Raw genomic sequence first — 17,446 nt, 5'->3', positions numbered from 1 at the left:
CGGGTAAACGGGGTGACGAATCACACGATCGCGCTAATGATTCGCTGCAAGCGAATCACCCCAGCCCTTGCAGGAGCATCGAATGGCCGCCAAAGATACCGACGACCGCAAATCCGACAATCAAGACGCCGAGATTTCGCTGGATATGAGCCAGACCGCCGTCAAGAAGATGATCGGAGAGGCGCGTGAAAAGGGATACATCACCTACGATCAGCTGAATCAGGTTCTGCCGCCGGATCAGGTCAGCTCTGAACAAATCGAGGATGTGATGTCGATGCTGTCCGAAATGGGCATCAATATCATCGAAGATGAAGAGGCCGAAGAGGAAGAGAACAAGGGCTCGACCGAAATCGCCACGACAGAAAGCACGCGCGAAGTCACGCTGTCCACCGGTACCGCCGAAAAGCTGGACCGCACAGACGATCCCGTGCGCATGTATCTGCGCGAGATGGGCAGCGTCGAATTGCTGAGCCGTGAGGGTGAGATCGCGATAGCCAAGCGCATCGAAGCCGGGCGCAACACGATGATCGCAGGGCTGTGCGAAAGCCCGTTGACCTTTCAGGCGATCACCATCTGGCACGACGAATTGTTGTCCGAGGACATCCTGCTGCGCGATGTGATCGATCTGGAAACTACCTTTGGTGACCAGATGGATGAGGAGGGCGGAGTAGAGGCCCCCGTTGTCGATGCCAATGCCGCCGCGACCGCCAAACCGACCGAAGAGGAAAAGCCCGAACTGGATGCCGATGGCAATCCGATCGTCAAGGAAGACGATGACGATGAGGACGATCAGGCCAACATGAGCCTTGCCGCGATGGAAGCGGCGCTGAAGGATCAGGTTCTCACGACGCTGGAAACCATCAGCAACGACTATGCCCAGCTTTCCGAGATGCAGGACAGCCGGATTTCCGCCACGCTGAACGAGGACGGCTCGTTCAGCACCGCCAACGAGGCCACCTATCAGGCGCTGCGCTCGGAGATCGTTCTGCTGGTCAATGGTCTGCATCTGCATAACAACCGGATCGAAGCCCTGATCGATCAGTTGTACGGTATCAACCGCCGGGTGATGGCGCTGGACAGTGCCATGGTCAAGCTGGCCGACCAGGCCCGGATCAACCGTCGCGAGTTCATCGACGAATATCGCGGTCGCGAGCTGGATCCGAACTGGTTGTCGGATATGGGGGAGAAGGCCGGTCGCGGCTGGCAAATGTTCATAGAGCGCAGCACCGGCAAGGTCGAGGAGCTGCGCGCGGACATGGCCCAGGTGGGCCAGTATGTCGGTTTGGATATCAGCGAATTCCGCCGCATCGTCCAGCAGGTCCAGAAGGGTGAAAAAGAAGCCCGCCAGGCCAAGAAGGAAATGGTCGAGGCCAACCTGCGCCTGGTGATCTCGATTGCCAAGAAATACACCAACCGCGGCCTGCAATTCCTTGATCTTATTCAGGAAGGAAACATCGGCCTGATGAAGGCGGTGGACAAGTTCGAATATCGTCGCGGGTATAAATTCAGCACCTATGCGACGTGGTGGATCCGGCAGGCGATCACCCGATCCATCGCCGACCAGGCGCGCACGATCCGGATTCCGGTGCATATGATCGAAACGATCAACAAGCTGGTGCGTACGGGGCGGCAGATGCTGCATGAAATCGGCCGTGAACCGACGCCTGAGGAACTGGCGGAAAAACTGCAGATGCCGCTGGAAAAGGTTCGCAAGGTGATGAAGATCGCCAAGGAACCGATTTCGCTGGAAACTCCGATCGGCGACGAAGAAGACAGCCAGCTGGGCGATTTCATCGAAGACAAGAACGCGGTTCTGCCGCTGGATAGCGCCATTCAGGAGAATCTCAAGGAAACCACCACCCGGGTTCTGGCGTCGCTGACCCCGCGAGAGGAACGTGTGCTACGGATGCGGTTTGGTATCGGTATGAACACCGATCACACGCTGGAAGAAGTCGGTCAGCAGTTCAGCGTCACCCGTGAACGGATCCGCCAGATCGAAGCCAAGGCGCTGCGCAAGCTGAAACACCCCAGCCGGTCGCGCAAGCTGCGCAGTTTCCTGGATCAGTAACGCGCCGACAGAGGCTTCCCGGTCAGTATCAAACCCCGCAGCGCTACGCCGCGCTGCGGGGTTTTTCTATGGCGCATCTTCCATGTCGGCCTTTGGCATGTCCTCGATCAGGCGGGTTTCGAGCAACTGACCGTTGCGATAGAGGATCGGATAGGCGATGGCGGAGATATGGCTGTGAAACTCGCGCAGGGCACGCAGGGTTTCCAGGTGGATATCGCTGGTTTCGAAACTGTCGGAATTGCCGCTTTGCAGCCGTTTCAGATGCCGTTTCCGACTGTCGCGTTCGGCGCGCTTGATCTCGGTCTTTTCGACGTTCAGCAGCCGTGCACTTTCCAGGTCGTCCGAGATCAGTACGTTGCAGGCCAGTTTCATGTTCGCCAGGACGCTTTCGTGCAATTGTACCAGCTCGGACCAGCCATCGCGGCTGAAAGTGTAACTCTCGCGACGCATTTCCAGGGCCAGGGCGGTCAGCCGTTGCGCCACGACGTCGCCTGCGGTTTCCAGCCGAATGGCATATTCAGTCAGATCCCGCGCGCGTTTGAGGTTCTGTTTGCCAAAGCTGTCCTGGGGCAGGGCGGCAACAAATTCGCGGATGCCGGACAGTCCGTTGTTGACCTGCTCGTCCAGGGCGCGGACCGCTCGGATTTCGTGGCTCTGACCCGATACATACAGGTCCAGAACCGGGCGGAACATGCTTTCCACCAGATCGATCATGCGCAGCAGTTCGCGTTTCATGTCCGACAGGGCTTGCGAGGGCGGTCCGATGTTCTGGGGGTCCAGCGCACTGCCGGGGCGAACCGCCAGGCCCAGGGAGTCATGATCTGTCGGCAGGTCTGGCAGCATGCGTGCCATTGGGCGTTGCAGCCGCCGGCAGAAGGGCAGGGCCAGAACCAAAAGGGACGCATTGAACATCAGATGCGCATTGACCAGCATCTGCCCGCCGCTCAGCTCGCCGAGCAGGCCCGCCCGCAGCGCCATGTTGGCCGAGAAAAGAACGATGACCGCCCAGGATCCGCGCAGTAGCAGATTGGCATAGGGCACGCGCCTCCCCTGTGGGGCCATGCCGCGCGTCAGCCAGACCGGGATCAGCGCGCTGCCAAGGTTGGCCCCCAGCAGCACTGACAGCCCTGCGGCAAAGGGAATTGCGCCGATCTGTACGAGCGTTACGCACATGAGAATGGCCGCTACCGACGAATGCATGACAAAGGCCAGCGCGGCTCCGACCAGAAAGGCGGTGATATAATCGCGCGCAAGATAATCGGCAATTGCGGGCAGAAAGGCGCTGTCGCGGATCGGATCCATGGCTTCGCGCAGAAAGCGGAGCGATATGAGAATAAAGGCGATACCCATCAAGATCCGGCCCAGCTGGCGCCACTTTTTTGCATCCGATTTGACGAACAGATACCCGCCTGCCGCCAGCAACAACGGCACCAGCCAGTCCAGATCAAAAGACAGAATCTGGATGATCAGCGCGGACCCAAGGTCGCCGCCCAGAACGATGGCGAAACCGGTGGCGAAGCCGACCAGCCCGCTGGCAGTAAAGCCAGATGCCAACAATGCAACGGCGGCCGAGCTTTGCAAGACGACAGCGAGAATCAGTCCCACGATACTGGCCTGCAACGCGCTGCGCTGGCGTGTGATCACCCGCTGAAACGAGGCCCCATAGCTGCGTTCGATCCCGGTGCGGACCATACGCACCGCAAAAAGCAGCAACATGGTTGCACCGGCCAGATTGATGAGGAAGATCATGATGGCCATTTGGTTATCCGTTGACCAGGTCCAATAACGCGCCGTGCAGTGCGGGCGTGGCCGCTGCGACGACCCGGCCACCCGAATTAAGGGTCAGGGGCGCACCATCCCAATCGGTCATCATCCCGCCTGCGGCCTGCACGACCGGCAGGACCGGAAGAAAATCGTAGGGCTCCAGCCCATAGTCAACCAGCGCGTCTATGTGGCCTGCGGCCAGCAGCGCGTATTGATAGCAATCATAGGCGAACCGTCGGGTCTGACCAAATTTGAGCAGACGATCAAATACCTGCGGCTGATTGCGATACAGGCGTTCTGGCTCGTTGATATAGAGGATCGCCCGATCTGGATCGACCTGGGCAGAAACCCGGATAGCCTGTCCGTCGCGGCTGGCTCCGTGGCCGGAAATGCCGAGATAGGTCTCGTTCAGAGCCGGCATGCCGATGACGCCGATGCGTGGTACTCCATCGATCAGATGCCCCAGCAGAAAGCCGAACAGAGGATGACCGGACAGGAATGAACGGGTGCCGTCGATGGGATCGATCACCCACAGGTGCTTGCGATCAAGACCGGACTTGCCCTGTTCCTCGCCGAATATTCCGTGATCGGGAAAGTGCTGAGCCAGATAGGCGCGGACCTGTGCCTCGACACCGCGATCCGCTTGGGTGACCGGGCTTTCGTCGGGCTTGAATTCGACCCCAAGCCGACCGCGAAAATAACCACGCGCGGCCCCGGCGGCGAGACGGGCCATTTCGGCCGCGTGGTGGACAAGATCTTCAGTCGGTTGCATTCTGTGTCGTCCCATCTGTCAGGCGAAGTGTCACGCCCCAATCGTGCAAGGCCTGCGCCAGCGCACCGCTTGGCATCCGGTCCGTGACGATATCGTCGATGTTCCGCGGGTCCGGTCCGCAATGTGGTGCCGAAGCGTTGAATTTGAAGTGGTCCAGAGCCACCAGCACCCGTTCGGCGCAATCTGCGGTGACCATCGACAGGCTCGCCTCGCCGGGGTTGATAAATAGGATCCCGCGTGCCGCATTTACGGCATCGGCGCTGAGGATGGTCAGGTCCAAAGCGAACCGTCGGGCTTGGTTTTCGGTGACCGTGCCGAAGGCTCCGCGCTCATCGCTGTGCATCTCTCCCCCCAACAGGTACACTCGGTTTCCATGATGGTTCGCGAGCGTCTGCGCCACCCCGATCGAGTTGGTGACCACCAGCAGGTCGCGGCGGCTGCGCAGTTCCTCGGCGACAAAGGCTGTGGTCGACCCGACGTCCAGAAACAGGCTGCTTCCGTCCGCGACCCGGGTGGCAACCGCTGCGGCGATGGCGCGTTTTTCCCGCGTGTGTTCGCCGATGCGGCGGAAAAAGCTGGGCTGGTCCTGTGTGCCCGATAGATACGCGCCCCCATGCACCCTGGTGACATCGCCGGATTTGGACAGGGTTTTGATAGTGCGTCGCACGGTTTCTTCGGACACATCCATTGCCCGAGCCAGTTCGGCATTGCGCGCCGATCCGCCAAATCGGCGCAAAGCATCCAGCAATTGAATCGTGCGGTGGGATTGTGCAGAGCGCTGTTTCACAGGTGTTCCGTTTGCATGATTTGCCAGCAGTATCTGAATGCATTTCCACAAAAGTCAAAAGAAATGTTGATTTTTGTGGAGAAACTGTAACTCTAAAAGCCAGGCAAGGGGGCGGGCATACCCCTCTTTCAGAAAGGGAGTACTGCGTGTCGAATGCAGGAATGCATAGGTTGGGCTTATCAAGTGGTAGGTTTAATCGATTTCAGCCGTCACAATTGTGACATAGTCTGTGCGGTATCCGGGCTGCGACAACAAGCAAACGAATCCGGAATGCACTGAAACAGAGGAGTTACTCATGACCAATTCCAAGAAGATGTTGGCGCTACTGCTATCTGGGACCCTATTGGCGGGCCCGCTGGCAGCCGAGACCGAACTGACGGTTTATACAGCTGTCGAAGCTGAAGATCTGGCGCGATATGCCGAGACCTTTAATGCGCAGCATCCCGACATCAAGATCAACTGGGTCCGCGATTCCACGGGCATCATTACCGCCAAGCTGCTGGCCGAGCGTGACAATCCGCAGGCGGATGTGGTCTGGGGGCTGGCGGCGACCTCGCTGTTGCTGCTGAAATCCGAAGGCATGCTGGAGGCCTATGCCCCGGCCGGTGTCGATCTGCTGGACAAGAAATTTGTCGATTCCAGCACCCCGCCAGCCTGGGTTGGTATGGACGCTTGGGTTGCCGCTGTTTGCTATAACACTGTCGAGGCCGAAAAGGCCGGGCTGACGCCTCCGACATCGTGGAAGGATCTGGCCGACCCCAAATACAAGGGGCACGTGATCATGCCGAACCCGAATTCCTCGGGCACGGGTTTCCTGGATGTCTCCAGCTGGTTGCAGTTGTTCGGGGAAGAGGGCGGATGGGCCTATATGGACGCGCTGCATGAAAACATTGCGCGCTATACCCATTCCGGGTCCAAACCTTGCAAACTGGCCGCGTCCGGAGAAATCCCGATCGGTATTTCCTTTGCCTTTCGCGGCGCCAAGTCCAAGGCCGCAGGCGCGCCTCTGGAAATCATCGTTCCGTCCGAAGGGGTGGGCTGGGACATGGAGGCCACGGCCATTGTCGCCGGAACCGACGATCTTGAGGCTGCCAAGACTCTGGTGGACTTTAGCATCACCAAAGAAGCCAACGAGATGTACAATACCGGGTATGCCGTTGTTGCGATGCCAGGCGTCGCCAAGCCGGTAGAGTATTTTCCCGAGGGTCTTCTGGAGGCGATGATCGACAACGATTTCGAGTTTGCCGCCAACAATCGCGCCGCGATCCTGAAGGAATGGCAGGCCCGCTACGACAGCAAGTCCGAACCCAAGGGCTGAGCGCAGCGTTGCACCGGCGAGGGGCCAACCGGCCCTTCGCTCTTGCATGTACAGCGTAGGGCCCGAACCGGGCCTTGATGACCGAATGCCGCCAGCTCCAATGACAAGGACCATTCCTGTGATCGACACCCCCGCAGCCGCTGCCCCCTATTTGAACATCGAGAGTCTTTGGAAAGCTTTCGGAGATTTTCTTGCACTCAAGGACATCTCTCTGAACATCAAAGAAGGCGAATTTGTCTGCTTTCTTGGTCCGTCGGGCTGTGGGAAGACCACGCTCTTGCGCGCGATTGCAGGGCTGGATCTGCAAACCAGAGGCCGGGTGATGCAGGATGGGCGCGACGTTTCCAACCTGCCACCCTCGGAGCGGGATTTCGGCATCGTTTTTCAGTCTTATGCGCTGTTTCCAAACCTGACGATTGAAAAGAACATCGCGTTTGGGTTGGAAAACACCGGACGCAACAAGGCCGAGATCACGGCGCGGGTGGCCGAGCTGCTGCAACTGGTCGGTCTACCCGAACAGGGCCGTAAATATCCCGCGCAACTGTCTGGTGGTCAACAGCAGCGTATCGCTTTGGCGCGTGCAATTGCCACCAATCCGGGCCTGTTGTTGCTGGATGAACCTCTCTCGGCACTGGACGCCAAGGTGCGGGTTCACCTGCGCCACGAAATCAAGGAACTGCAACGTCAACTGGGCGTCACCACCGTGATGGTGACTCATGACCAGGAAGAAGCGCTGGCAATGGCCGACCGTATCGTGGTGATGAACCAAGGGGTGATCGAGCAGGTCGGTAGCCCGACCGAGATCTACCGCGAACCGGCCAACCTGTTTGTTGCGGATTTTATCGGTGAGATGAACCAGATCTCGGCCCTTGCCGGTCCATCGGGGGTTGTTCGGATCGGAGAGAGCGACATGCAGGCAAGGCCACATGCGTTTCAGCCTGGTGCGGCAATCATTGCGGCTATTCGCCCCGAAGATGTCATTCCACACGGCAAAGGTGCCCGGTCACCCGGTGCTCCGGATCGGATCAAGTCCCCGGAGAACGCATTCGAGGTGCTGGTCGATGAAATGGAGTTTCTTGGGTCGTTCTGGCGCTGCAGGTTACAGAACGAGCGGTTCGGTGGCGGCGAATTGATTGCGGATTTCTCGATTAATGCGGTGCGTCGGCTCGAGTTGGCCGCTGGAACCCAGATGATGATCGAACTGCCCAGAAACCGGTTGATGGCCTTTGCCCGATCGGAGTACGGCGCATGAACCTCAGTCACAGCAACCCGGTGACGCTGCCTGCCGGGCGGGACGTGCGCGGGAAACTTAGCCGGGATGACGTGATTATGCGCGGCGGCATGATCGTCATCGCGTTGTATCTGGTCGTCACCCTGGCCTTTCCATTGTATGCGATGCTGTCCAAATCATTCTCGACCTTCCGGTTCGAACTGGCCCAGTACGAATTCCAGGTCAGCGACGAAGCCGGGGTTTTCGACGGCACGATTCTGAATGGGGCGCAGTTGAACCAAAGCACCGGCGCCTATTCAGGAGGTGATCTGGCCGCTGGCTCGGACAGCCGGCTGGCAGTGACGCCATTCTTCCCCGATTTCAGCTTTCGCAGCCCGGTCCAGTACCAGATCCGCAACGCGTCAGACACCGGTCGGTTTCTTGTGGGATCGGACCTGTATGACGATACGGACTGGTTGACCCTGGACAGTAACACGTTCCGGCGGGTTCAGCTGCGACCGGTCAAATCGCGTGGCATCGACAATTTCGTCAACTATTTCTCAACGCCGGCTTTGTTCAACTCAATCAAGAATTCGCTGTGGATCGCAGTGGTCAGCACCATCGTCACGGTCACGCTGGCGTTCTGGTTTGCCTATGCGCTGAACCGTAGTTGCATGCGTTTCAAGGGGCTGTTCCGGCTGGTGGCCATGGCGCCGATCCTGGTGCCCTCGCTTTTGCCTGGCATCGCCCTGGTCTATCTATTCGGCAACCAGGGCATGCTCAAGGAGCTCTTATTCGGGGCGTCCATCTACGGGCCAATCGGCATCGTGATCGGCTCGGTGTTCTTCACTTTTCCGCATGCCTTCCTCATCATTTCGACTGCATTGGCGATTTCCGATGCACGACTGTACGAAGCCGCGATCAGCTTGCGCGCAACGCCTTGGCGCACCTTTTGGACGGTGACAATCCCGGGCGCGCGCTATGGTCTGATCTCGGCGGCGTTTGTGGTTTTCAACCTGGTGATCACGGATTTTGGCTTGCCCAAGGTGATCGGGGGGCAATTCAACGTGCTGGCCGTGGATATCTACAAGCAGGTGATCGGTCAGCAGAATTTCGAAATGGGCGCGGTTGTTTCGGTGGTTCTGGTGGTCCCCGCGATCCTGGCCTTTGCCATCGACCGGTTGGTGCAGTCAAAGCAGGTCGCGTTGTTGTCGGCGCGATCCGTGCCTTATCAACCCACGCCGAACCCACGGGTCGACCGGATCTTTCTGGCCTATTCAACGCTTGTGGCGCTGTTCATCGTCGGTATTCTTGCGGTCTGCCAGTTTGCGGCACTGATCAAATTTTGGCCCTACGACCTGAACCTGAGCCTGAACAACTATGCTTTTGACAAGATGGATGGCGGCGGCTGGGCATCCTATTTCAACTCGATCAAGCTGGGGCTGCTGACGGCGGTGATCGGTACGTCGGTGGTGTTTTTCGGGGCCTATCTGGTCGAGAAATCCAACGGGTTCAAAGTGGGGCGGGCGCTGTTTCAGATGTTCGCCATGTTGCCGATGGCAATACCTGGCATGGTTCTGGGACTGGCCTATATCTTTTTCTTCAACAACCCCGCCAATCCGCTGAACCCGATTTATGGCACCATGGCGATCCTGGTGATCTGTACAGTGACGCATTTCTATACTGTGTCGCACCTGACGGCGGTGACCGCGCTGAAACAGATGGACCGCGAGTTCGAAAGCGTGTCGTCATCGCTGAAGCAGCCGACGATGAAGCTGTTTGCCCGCGTGACGGTCCCGGTTTGCCTGCCCGCTGTTCTGGATATCTCGATCTATCTGTTTGTGAACGCGATGACGACGGTCTCGGCGGTTGTGTTTCTGTATTCGCCCAAGACAACACTGGCCTCGGTCGCTGTGCTGAACATGGACGATGCCGGTGATATCGCTCCGGCAGCGGCGATGGGGATGATGATCTTTTACACCAATGCGGTGGCGCGTATCCTGCATCTGATCGCGTCAAAGGGCGTGTTGGCCCGCACGCAAGCCTGGCGCAACCGCTAGCCCGATCAACGAGAGTAGATCACCCGCGCTTGCCCCTGCAGGCGCGGGTCGGTGGATTTGATCAACACATCGCGCCCCTCGATCAATTCCAGACAGCGATCAAGCGTATCCTGCTCCAGCCGCGCCATGGCCTGTTCGGTGTAAAAGGTCAGATGCGGGCTCAGGATCACGTTGGGGCGATTGAACAGGGCGGCCAATGGGTGGTTCCGCCGCGCCAACGGTTCGGCGCTGAACACATCCAGCCCAGCCGCCGCGATCCAGCCCGCATCCAGCGCCCGGATCAGCGCCGCCTCGTCCACGATCGCCCCGCGCGAGACATTGATCAGGCAGGCGGTGGGTTTCATGGCCCGCAGTTCCGGCGCGCCGATCAGGTGACGGGTGGCATCGTTCAGCACGCAGTGGATGCTGACAAAATCGGACCGGCCAAGCATATCGTGCAAATCGGGGCAGGGCGTAGCCCCCGCGGCGCGTATGGTGGCCTCGGACATACCGGGATTGTAGGCCAGGACATTGGCGCGAAATCCCGCCCCGGCCATGCGCGCCATTGACCGGCCGATCCGGCCCAATCCAACGATCCCGACGGTGCTGCCAGCGATATCGCGGCCCAGCCACTTTGGCTCTGGCCAGGCCCAGCCGTGATCGGACATCTGCGCAGCCAACGCGGGCAGTTTGCGCGCCAGCGCGATCATCAGGGCAAAGGCGCCCTCGGCCACGGTTTCCTCGGCGTATTCCGGGATATTGACCACGGTGATGCCGCGTTTGGTGGCGGCGGGGATGTCGATGGCATCGATGCCGACGCCGTATTTGACAATGCCGCGCAGCCGGGTTGCCGTTTCGATCACATGCCGGGTGATCGGCGCATAGCACATCAGCAAAAGATCCGCATCGCGGGTGTGTGCCGCCAGTTCGGCCTCGGGGATCCCGTCGGGCAGCAGAACCAATTCATGCCCCAACTCGCGCAGCCTCGCATCGACCAGGGGCATTCGCAGTTCGCGGTCGGTGCGAACGATCTTCATTCTGTTTGGTTGTCCTTTATCGCTGAGATGACGATATCCAGCGCACGGTCCAGATCTGCGCGTTCGATGGTCAGGGGCGGGGACAGGGTCAGCACACATCCTTGGCTGATCTTGAAGCTCAGGCCCGCTGCCAGGCAAGCATAGTAGATCCGTTCGGCGCGGGCGTTTCCGGGGGATTTGTCGGTCCGGTCCTCGACGATCTCGACTCCGAACATCAGCCCCCTCCCACGAATGTCGCCCACCGTGGGGACTCCGGCAAGCGCCTCGTTCAGCCGGGTCATGGCATGGTGTCCCAGGTCAGCGGAACGTTCGATCAGCCCTTCGTCTTCGATGATCTGGATCGTGGTCAGGGCAGCGCGGGCGGTGACCGGGTTCTTTTCGTGGGTGTAATGCCCGATGGCAAAATCACCACAGACGTCCAGTTCGCGCCGCGCTAGGCAGGCGGCAATGGGCAGGATGCCGCCCCCAAGCGCCTTGCCAAGGGTCACAATGTCGGGCTGGATGTCGTCATGTTCAAACGCGAACATGCGCCCGGTCTTGCCCAGCCCGGTGGGGATTTCATCCATGATCAACAACGCACCATGCCGGTCACAGGCCGCGCGCACCGCTTTCCAGAATCCCGGTGGCGGCACATAGGGTACGGCGCGCATGGGTTCGGCGATAACGGCGGCCACGTCGCCTTCGCGGCCCAACACGTAGTCGACCATGTTGGCACAGGCCAGCCCGCAGCTGTCAGGCCCGGCGTGACCATAGGGGCAGCGATAACAGGCAAAGGGTGCCACATGTTCGGCCCCCGGCAGCAGCGGCCCGGCGATGTGACTGCGAAACGTTGCCTCGCCGCCAACGCTGGCCGCGCCCATGCCGGCCCCGTGAAATGCATCCCAGAAGCTGACGGTCTTGAACCGGCCCGTTGCCGCGCGCGCGATCTTCAGCGCGACTTCGTTGGCATCCGATCCGCCGGTCGTGAACAGGGTTTTTTCCAGATCTCCGGGCGCGATCTGCGCCAGTTTCTCGGCCAGTTCCACGGCGGGGTCATTGGTAAAGCGACGCGGGGCAAAGGGCAGATCGTCCAGCTGCGCCTTGATGGCGGCGATCAGGCGGGGGTGACCATAGCCGATGTGATGCACCGAGTTGCCGTGAAAATCCATGAACCGGCGACCGTCCAGATCTTCGATCCAGATACCCTCGGCCTTGGCGATGGTACTGACGCAGGGCGAGGACAGGGATTGATGCAGAAACGCATCGGCATCGCGCCGTAGCAGCGGCGCGGATTTGGGGCCTATGGATTCTTGCAACCAGGTCTGGCGTGCCGAGGAGGTGTTGGATTCCCCCTCGGTGTGAACGATCTGGTGGGTCATTCGACCCAGGGCAGCGAGTAGGTTTTGACGTTGGTGAAGAATTTCATCGCTTCCAGCACGCCTTCTTTCACCGCGTTGCCGCTGTCCTTGATGCCCCCGAACGGAGACATTTCGATGCGATATCCGGGTTGCTCCCAGATGTTCACCGTGCCCACGTCCAGCCCGTTGATATAGGCAATCGCGCGGTTCAGATCGTTGGTGCAGACGCCCGAGGACAGGCCAAATTCGGTTGAGTTCGATATCTCCATCACAGCGACATCGTCATCGGGGACGCGGACGATGGGAATGATGGGGCCAAAGGTTTCCTCCATTACCAGTTCGCTGTCATGGGGTACGCGATCTACCACGATAGGAGGCAGAAGAGCGCCCTGGCGACCGGGATTGTACAGGATTTCCGCCCCCTGATCCGCCGCCATATGGACGCGTTTTTCAAACAGTTCCGCGGCTTGGGCATGCACCACACAGCCCAATTGGGTTTCCGGGTCCATTGGATCGCCAAAGCGAATGGCCTTGGCCTTTTGCAACACCAGCGGCACAAACCGATCAGCAACGCTGTCCTGCACGAGAATGCGTTTGACGGCCGTACAGCGCTGGCCCGAATTGCCGGTGGCCCCGGCCACGGCAATGGTCGCCGCCTTGTCCAGGTCGGCATCGGTCAGGTCGTTGCAGATGATCAGCGGATCGTTGCCGCCCAGTTCCAGGGCCGTGCGTTTATACCCGGCCTTGGCGGCAATCATTTTCCCCACCGGCACGCCTCCGGTAAAGGTGATGATGTCGATATTGTCATTGGTGATCATCTCATCGCCAATATCGGCGGGCCAGCCGGTGACAATCTGGAACATCTCGGGTGGCAGGCCCGCCTCGTACAGGATATCCGCAAGCGCAATTGCTGTGAGTGGTGTCAATTCCGTCGGCTTGCAGACGACGCAATTGTTGGTTGCAATGGCCGGGGCAATCTTGTGGCTGACCATGTTCAGCGGGTGGTTGAACGGGGTGATCGCGCTGATCGCCCGCACCGGTTCGCGTTTGGTATAGATTTTGCGCGCCTTGCCTTGTGGGGTCAGGTCGCAGGAAAAGATCTGACCATCGTCAAGAATGGCCATCTGACCGGCCAGCGTGAACACGTCATAGGCCCGACCGGTTTCGTACAGCGCATGCTGATGGCAGATGCCCAGTTCCAGCGTCAGCCATTTAGCCAGCCAGTCACGTTTTTCCCGGATCAATTCACCCGCGCGAAACAGGATCTGCTGGCGTTCGTAGCGGGTCAGCCTGGGCTTGTAGCTGGCGGCAACTTCAAAGGCGCGCGCCGCATGTTCGGCCTGACCTGCGGGCACCGTGCCGATGATCTGATCGGTATAGGGGTAATGTATCGGCACCACATTGTCGGTAAAGACAACCTCGCCGCCGATGCGCATGCCTTCGTTGCGGGGTTCGATTTTCATATCCTTCATCACAGTGCCGCCGCCATGGTGGCATAGAAAAACGCATCGAAGTTGCGCAGGGACGGAGCATCCGGGATGTCGATAACCCGATTGACGATAAAGGGTACCTCCTGTTCGGTGAGCCCGCCATGGCTGCGCAGGGGTTCGTTTAACGCCGCCAAATCATGACGGTGGGCCGAGGTGCCGATGGTCATGTTCTCGCCGGAGACCATGACAATGTCGCCAATCCGGTCGCCGGGCAACTCGAACCGCTCGATCGCTTCTTGCTTGGTCAACACGTGGGTGATGCCATCTGTGGCCTTGAGCCTGGCGATGATGTCGGCCCGGTCGGCGCCCTCGGGAAGATAGGCGGTGGCAAAGGACCCGAGCGCGCCGTGATGCACCACATAGGGGTCGGTGATCGGCAGGATCACGCGGGCGGCTTCCTTGCCCAGCCAGTCGTCCATCAGATCCTGTACATAGACCACGGCGGGGCTGCCGTCGGCCAGGTGCTTGGGCTTCATGCCGTGATCGGCGGTGACCACGATGGCTGCGCCCATGGCATCGAGCTGGGTCAGGTAGCGGTCAAACATCTCATAAAACGCTTTGGCCTGCGCATCGTCGGGCGCGTATTTATGCTGCACATAATCTGTGGTGGTCAGGTACATTACGTCCGGCTTCCATTCCGCCAACAGCTTGACCCCGGCGGCAAAGACGAACTCTGACAGTTCGGCGGAATAGACCTCGGGCACCGGCATGCCCAGCCATGCGCTGGCGTTGTTCTGACCATGTTCAGCCTGTGTGGTGGTGTCGGATTTCTCGGCCGAAAAACATTTGGCGCGGTCGTCGTCAAAGGCGAGCCCAGCTCCCAGCAGCGCGCGCAGCTTGTCCTTGGCGGTAACAATTGCAACGCGGGCCCCGGCGTCGTAGAACTGTTTGAACACGGTCGGCGCGCGCAGGAAGCGCACGTCGTTCATCATCACCTCTTCGCCGGTGTCCGGATCGATCAGATAGTTGCCGCAGATGCCGTGCACGATGGGCGGGCGGCCGGTTGCGATGGAGAGATTGTTGGGGTTGGTAAAGCTGGGGATCACCGAATGGGCCAGCCTGTCTGTGCCGGTTTCGCGCATCCGCTTCAGCGTCGGCATCAGCCCGTCGGCAATCGCCTTGTCCAGATACTCGGGTTCGCACCCGTCCAGACAGATGGCAATCGCGGGCACCTTGGGCATGGGATAAACACGTTCGTTTGCGGTGACGGGGATTTGAATGGTCATTACAGGTCCTTGATCGGTTCAGGCGGCCAGTTTGGCGCGTTCTTTCAGGGCGGCGTCGGGAGGGGCGGCATCGGTCACCCCCATTTCAGCCAGCGATTCTTTGGCGGCGGCGACAACCTGCCGCATCACGGTTTCATCCATCTGCCCGATACAGCCGACGCGGAAACTGTCCACGACAGTCAACTTTCCGGGATAGATGATAAACCCCTTCTGTTTCATCAACTCGTAATACCGGTCAAAGATGAAATTGCCATCGGCAGGGCAAAAGAATGTGACGATGATCGGGCTGAGCCAGCGATTGTCCAGCAGCGTCACAAACCCCAGATCGCGCATCCCGGCCACCATCACGTCACGGTTGCGGGTATAACGCGCGCCGCGCGCCGCAACGCCGCCATCGGCTTGGTGCGCGCGCAGAGCTTCCAGGAATGCGACCACGGCATGGGTGGGCGGGGTAAATCGCCACTGACCGCTTTTATTCATATGCGTCCATTGCGCATGCACATCCAGCGACAGGGAATGGCTGTTGCCCTTGGCGGCCTCCAGTTCCGTCTTGCGGGCGATGATGAACCCGAAACCGGGCACGCCCTCGATGCATTTGTTGGCCGATGATACCAGTGCCTCGTAGCGGATTTCAGATGGTTTCAGGTCGATGGCGCCAAAGGCCGACATCGAATCGATCAACAGCTTGCGGCCGGCGGCATAGGTGGCCTGAGAAATCTCCTCGACTGGGTTCAGGATGCCCGAACTGGTCTCGCAATGAATCGCGATCACATGGGTTATGGCCGGATCATCAGCCAGGATCCGCGTCACGTCGTCGCCGCGCGGCGGCAGGTAGTCGCCTTTGTCCAGCAGCGTGAAATCGCGCCCCAGATAGCGCAGGGTTTCTGCCGACCGCAACCCATAGGCACCGTTTGCCAGCACCAGCGCCTTACCGTCACGGGGTATAAAAGAGCCCAGCATCGCCTCGACGGAAAAAGACCCGGATCCCTGCATCGGCACACAATCGAATTCTTCAGCGCCGTCACCGAGCATCGCCAGCAACCGCGTGCGCAATTCGCGGGTAACGGCACGAAACTCATCATCCCAGCTGCCCCAGTCGCGCAGCATGGCCTGTTTCACGGCCCAGGACGTGGTCAGCGGCCCCGGTGTCAGCAGATAGGGTTCGCCCAGTCGGGGTGGCTCAATCACGGTGTTGTACGAAGTCATTTCGATGTCCCGGTCAGGTGTGTTGAAACCACTATTGCCGCAGCATCTTGTATATGGGAAATTGCATTTAGCAATGTCATCATAGGCCGCGCCTATGGATCTTTCAGGGATGAACCGATGCGTCACAGCCAATTGAAAGCCTTTCATCACGTGGCCCTGCTGGGCGGTTTTTCGCGTGCCGCGGAATCGCTGTATCTGACCCAGCCGGCGATTTCCGAACAGGTGCGCAAGTTGGAGCAGGATCATGATGTGCTGTTGTTTCACCGCGAGCGCAAGCGGGTGCGGCTGACGCGGTCAGGTGAACGGTTGTTTCGCCTGACCCGGCAATATTTCGAGGTGGAGCAGCAGATTGGCGAACTGATGTCCGAAGCCGGTGCGGCCATTGACGGCGAACTGCGCATCGTCGCGGATTCCGCCCATCATGTCACCGCGATCCTTGGGCGGTTTCGCAAACGCTATCCGGAGGTGACTGTGTCGCTGCATGGCGGCAATACCGAAGACATCCTGGAACAGCTGCGCGCTTATGAAGCCGAGATTGGAGTCGTCGGGGACGTATCGCCCGGCAAGGAGATGGTGTCGCTCGGCCTTGGCGGCTCGGATATCGTGGCCTTTGCTGCACACGGGATCCTGCAACCCCCGAGACAGGCGTTGGGCCTAAAGGAGTTGATCGACCTGCCGTTGATTTTCCGCGAGGCCGGGTCCAAAACGCGACAAAAGCTCGAGGCCGCAGCCGCCGTACAAGGTATCGTCCTGCACCCTGCCATTGTCGCCGAAGGGCGCGAGGCCGTGCGCGAGCTGGTCGCTTCGGGCGCAGGCGTTGGATTCGTTTCGCGGGCGGAATATGGCAATGATGACCGGTTGGAGCTGTTCGATTTGCAGGCGGACGGGCTGCATATGCATGAAACAATCGTCCATCTGGCCCAACGCCGTGACGTCAAGGTCATCCGGGCTTTCATGGATATTGCGTGGCAGGAACTGGCGGCCCACCCTCGGTCCGTCTGATCCGGACGCGCCGCCTGACCTGGCAAGACGATGTTTCACGAGTCGCGGGCCTGTTTGCCGTTGAACGGCCATTCATGAACGCGAAACAATCGGCGTGTCCATTCGGGAACGGTGCGTGCCGGTTAATGGTTGCTGCGCGTCGTAACGGGAATTTATGACCCGGATGTCGGGGCGCGCTATGGCGTCTGTA

Annotated in this window: 13 protein-coding genes; 5 read left to right on the top strand and 8 right to left on the bottom strand. The window is 59.6% G+C overall.

The features are described from left to right. Positions 1-82 precede the first annotated feature (82 nt). Positions 83-2,068: an RNA polymerase sigma factor RpoD gene (gene rpoD, locus NANH_RS0106745; RefSeq protein ID WP_027261332.1), complete on the top strand. Its 1,986-nt coding sequence runs from the start codon at positions 83-85 to the stop codon at positions 2,066-2,068. Between the two features lie 66 nt (positions 2,069-2,134). On the opposite strand, the gene NANH_RS0106740 is transcribed toward rpoD, so the two are convergent. Genes NANH_RS0106740 through NANH_RS0106730 form a run of 3 tightly spaced genes read right to left on the bottom strand, consistent with a single transcriptional unit; the run spans position 2,135 to position 5,391 of the window. Continuing rightward, entirely contained in the window at positions 2,135-3,826 is a 1,692-nt protein-coding gene (locus NANH_RS0106740) for a Na/Pi cotransporter family protein (RefSeq protein WP_027261331.1), read from the bottom strand. A gap of 4 nt (positions 3,827-3,830) precedes the next feature. After that, complete coding sequence (locus NANH_RS0106735; protein ID WP_027261330.1) at positions 3,831-4,604, bottom strand: inositol monophosphatase family protein; 774 nt, start codon at positions 4,602-4,604, stop codon at positions 3,831-3,833. Beyond that, positions 4,591-5,391 carry a DeoR/GlpR family DNA-binding transcription regulator gene (locus tag NANH_RS0106730; RefSeq protein ID WP_036050563.1) on the bottom strand — a complete coding sequence of 267 codons (801 nt, stop codon included), beginning with the start codon at positions 5,389-5,391 and terminating at the stop codon, positions 4,591-4,593. The genes NANH_RS0106735 and NANH_RS0106730 overlap by 14 nt, the downstream gene beginning before the upstream one ends. Before the next feature lie 295 nt (positions 5,392-5,686). On the opposite strand from NANH_RS0106730, the gene NANH_RS25685 reads away from it, so the two are divergent. The 3 genes from NANH_RS25685 (at position 5,687) to NANH_RS0106715 (ending at position 9,979) form a co-directional block, all read left to right on the top strand. Further along, positions 5,687-6,709, top strand: a complete 1,023-nt coding sequence (locus tag NANH_RS25685; RefSeq protein WP_036049520.1) for a putative 2-aminoethylphosphonate ABC transporter substrate-binding protein — start codon at positions 5,687-5,689, stop codon at positions 6,707-6,709. Positions 6,710-6,827: 118 nt separating this feature from the next. Then, positions 6,828-7,961 (top strand): putative 2-aminoethylphosphonate ABC transporter ATP-binding protein, encoded by a 1,134-nt coding sequence (locus tag NANH_RS0106720; RefSeq protein ID WP_245601415.1) that lies wholly within the window; start codon positions 6,828-6,830, stop codon positions 7,959-7,961. Next, positions 7,958-9,979, top strand: coding sequence for a putative 2-aminoethylphosphonate ABC transporter permease subunit (locus tag NANH_RS0106715; protein ID WP_027261327.1), 2,022 nt, complete (start codon positions 7,958-7,960; stop codon positions 9,977-9,979). The genes NANH_RS0106720 and NANH_RS0106715 overlap by 4 nt, the downstream gene beginning before the upstream one ends. A gap of 5 nt (positions 9,980-9,984) precedes the next feature. Here NANH_RS0106715 and NANH_RS0106710 read toward each other — a convergent pair whose 3' ends face one another. The 5 genes from NANH_RS0106710 to NANH_RS0106690 are packed head-to-tail and all read right to left on the bottom strand — an operon-like array spanning position 9,985 to position 16,254. Then, positions 9,985-10,995, bottom strand: coding sequence for a 2-hydroxyacid dehydrogenase (locus NANH_RS0106710; protein WP_027261326.1), 1,011 nt, complete (start codon positions 10,993-10,995; stop codon positions 9,985-9,987). Next, positions 10,992-12,353, bottom strand: a complete 1,362-nt coding sequence (gene pbfA / locus NANH_RS0106705) for a (R)-1-hydroxy-2-aminoethylphosphonate ammonia-lyase (RefSeq protein WP_036049515.1) — start codon at positions 12,351-12,353, stop codon at positions 10,992-10,994. The genes NANH_RS0106710 and pbfA overlap by 4 nt, the downstream gene beginning before the upstream one ends. Further along, entirely contained in the window at positions 12,350-13,804 is a 1,455-nt protein-coding gene (gene phnY, locus NANH_RS0106700) for a phosphonoacetaldehyde dehydrogenase (RefSeq protein WP_027261324.1), read from the bottom strand. The genes pbfA and phnY overlap by 4 nt, the downstream gene beginning before the upstream one ends. After that, positions 13,804-15,048, bottom strand: coding sequence for a phosphonoacetate hydrolase (phnA, locus tag NANH_RS0106695; protein ID WP_027261323.1), 1,245 nt, complete (start codon positions 15,046-15,048; stop codon positions 13,804-13,806). Before phnA ends, phnY begins: the two co-directional genes overlap by 1 nt. An 18-nt stretch (positions 15,049-15,066) precedes the next feature. Further along, positions 15,067-16,254, bottom strand: coding sequence for a 2-aminoethylphosphonate--pyruvate transaminase (locus NANH_RS0106690; protein ID WP_027261322.1), 1,188 nt, complete (start codon positions 16,252-16,254; stop codon positions 15,067-15,069). A 117-nt stretch (positions 16,255-16,371) separates the two neighbouring features. Between NANH_RS0106690 and NANH_RS0106685 the strand changes: the two genes are divergently transcribed. Continuing rightward, the gene (locus NANH_RS0106685; protein ID WP_027261321.1) at positions 16,372-17,256 is read left to right on the top strand and encodes a LysR substrate-binding domain-containing protein; all 885 of its coding nucleotides are present in this window, start codon (positions 16,372-16,374) and stop codon (positions 17,254-17,256) included. Positions 17,257-17,446 lie beyond the last annotated feature (190 nt).

Origin of the sequence: Sedimentitalea nanhaiensis DSM 24252, assembly GCF_000473225.1 — a bacterium.
GTDB classification, from domain to species: domain Bacteria; phylum Pseudomonadota; class Alphaproteobacteria; order Rhodobacterales; family Rhodobacteraceae; genus Sedimentitalea; species Sedimentitalea nanhaiensis.
The sequence above is the reverse complement of the archived record's forward strand: the minus strand, read 5'-3'. Positions and strand labels throughout refer to the sequence as shown.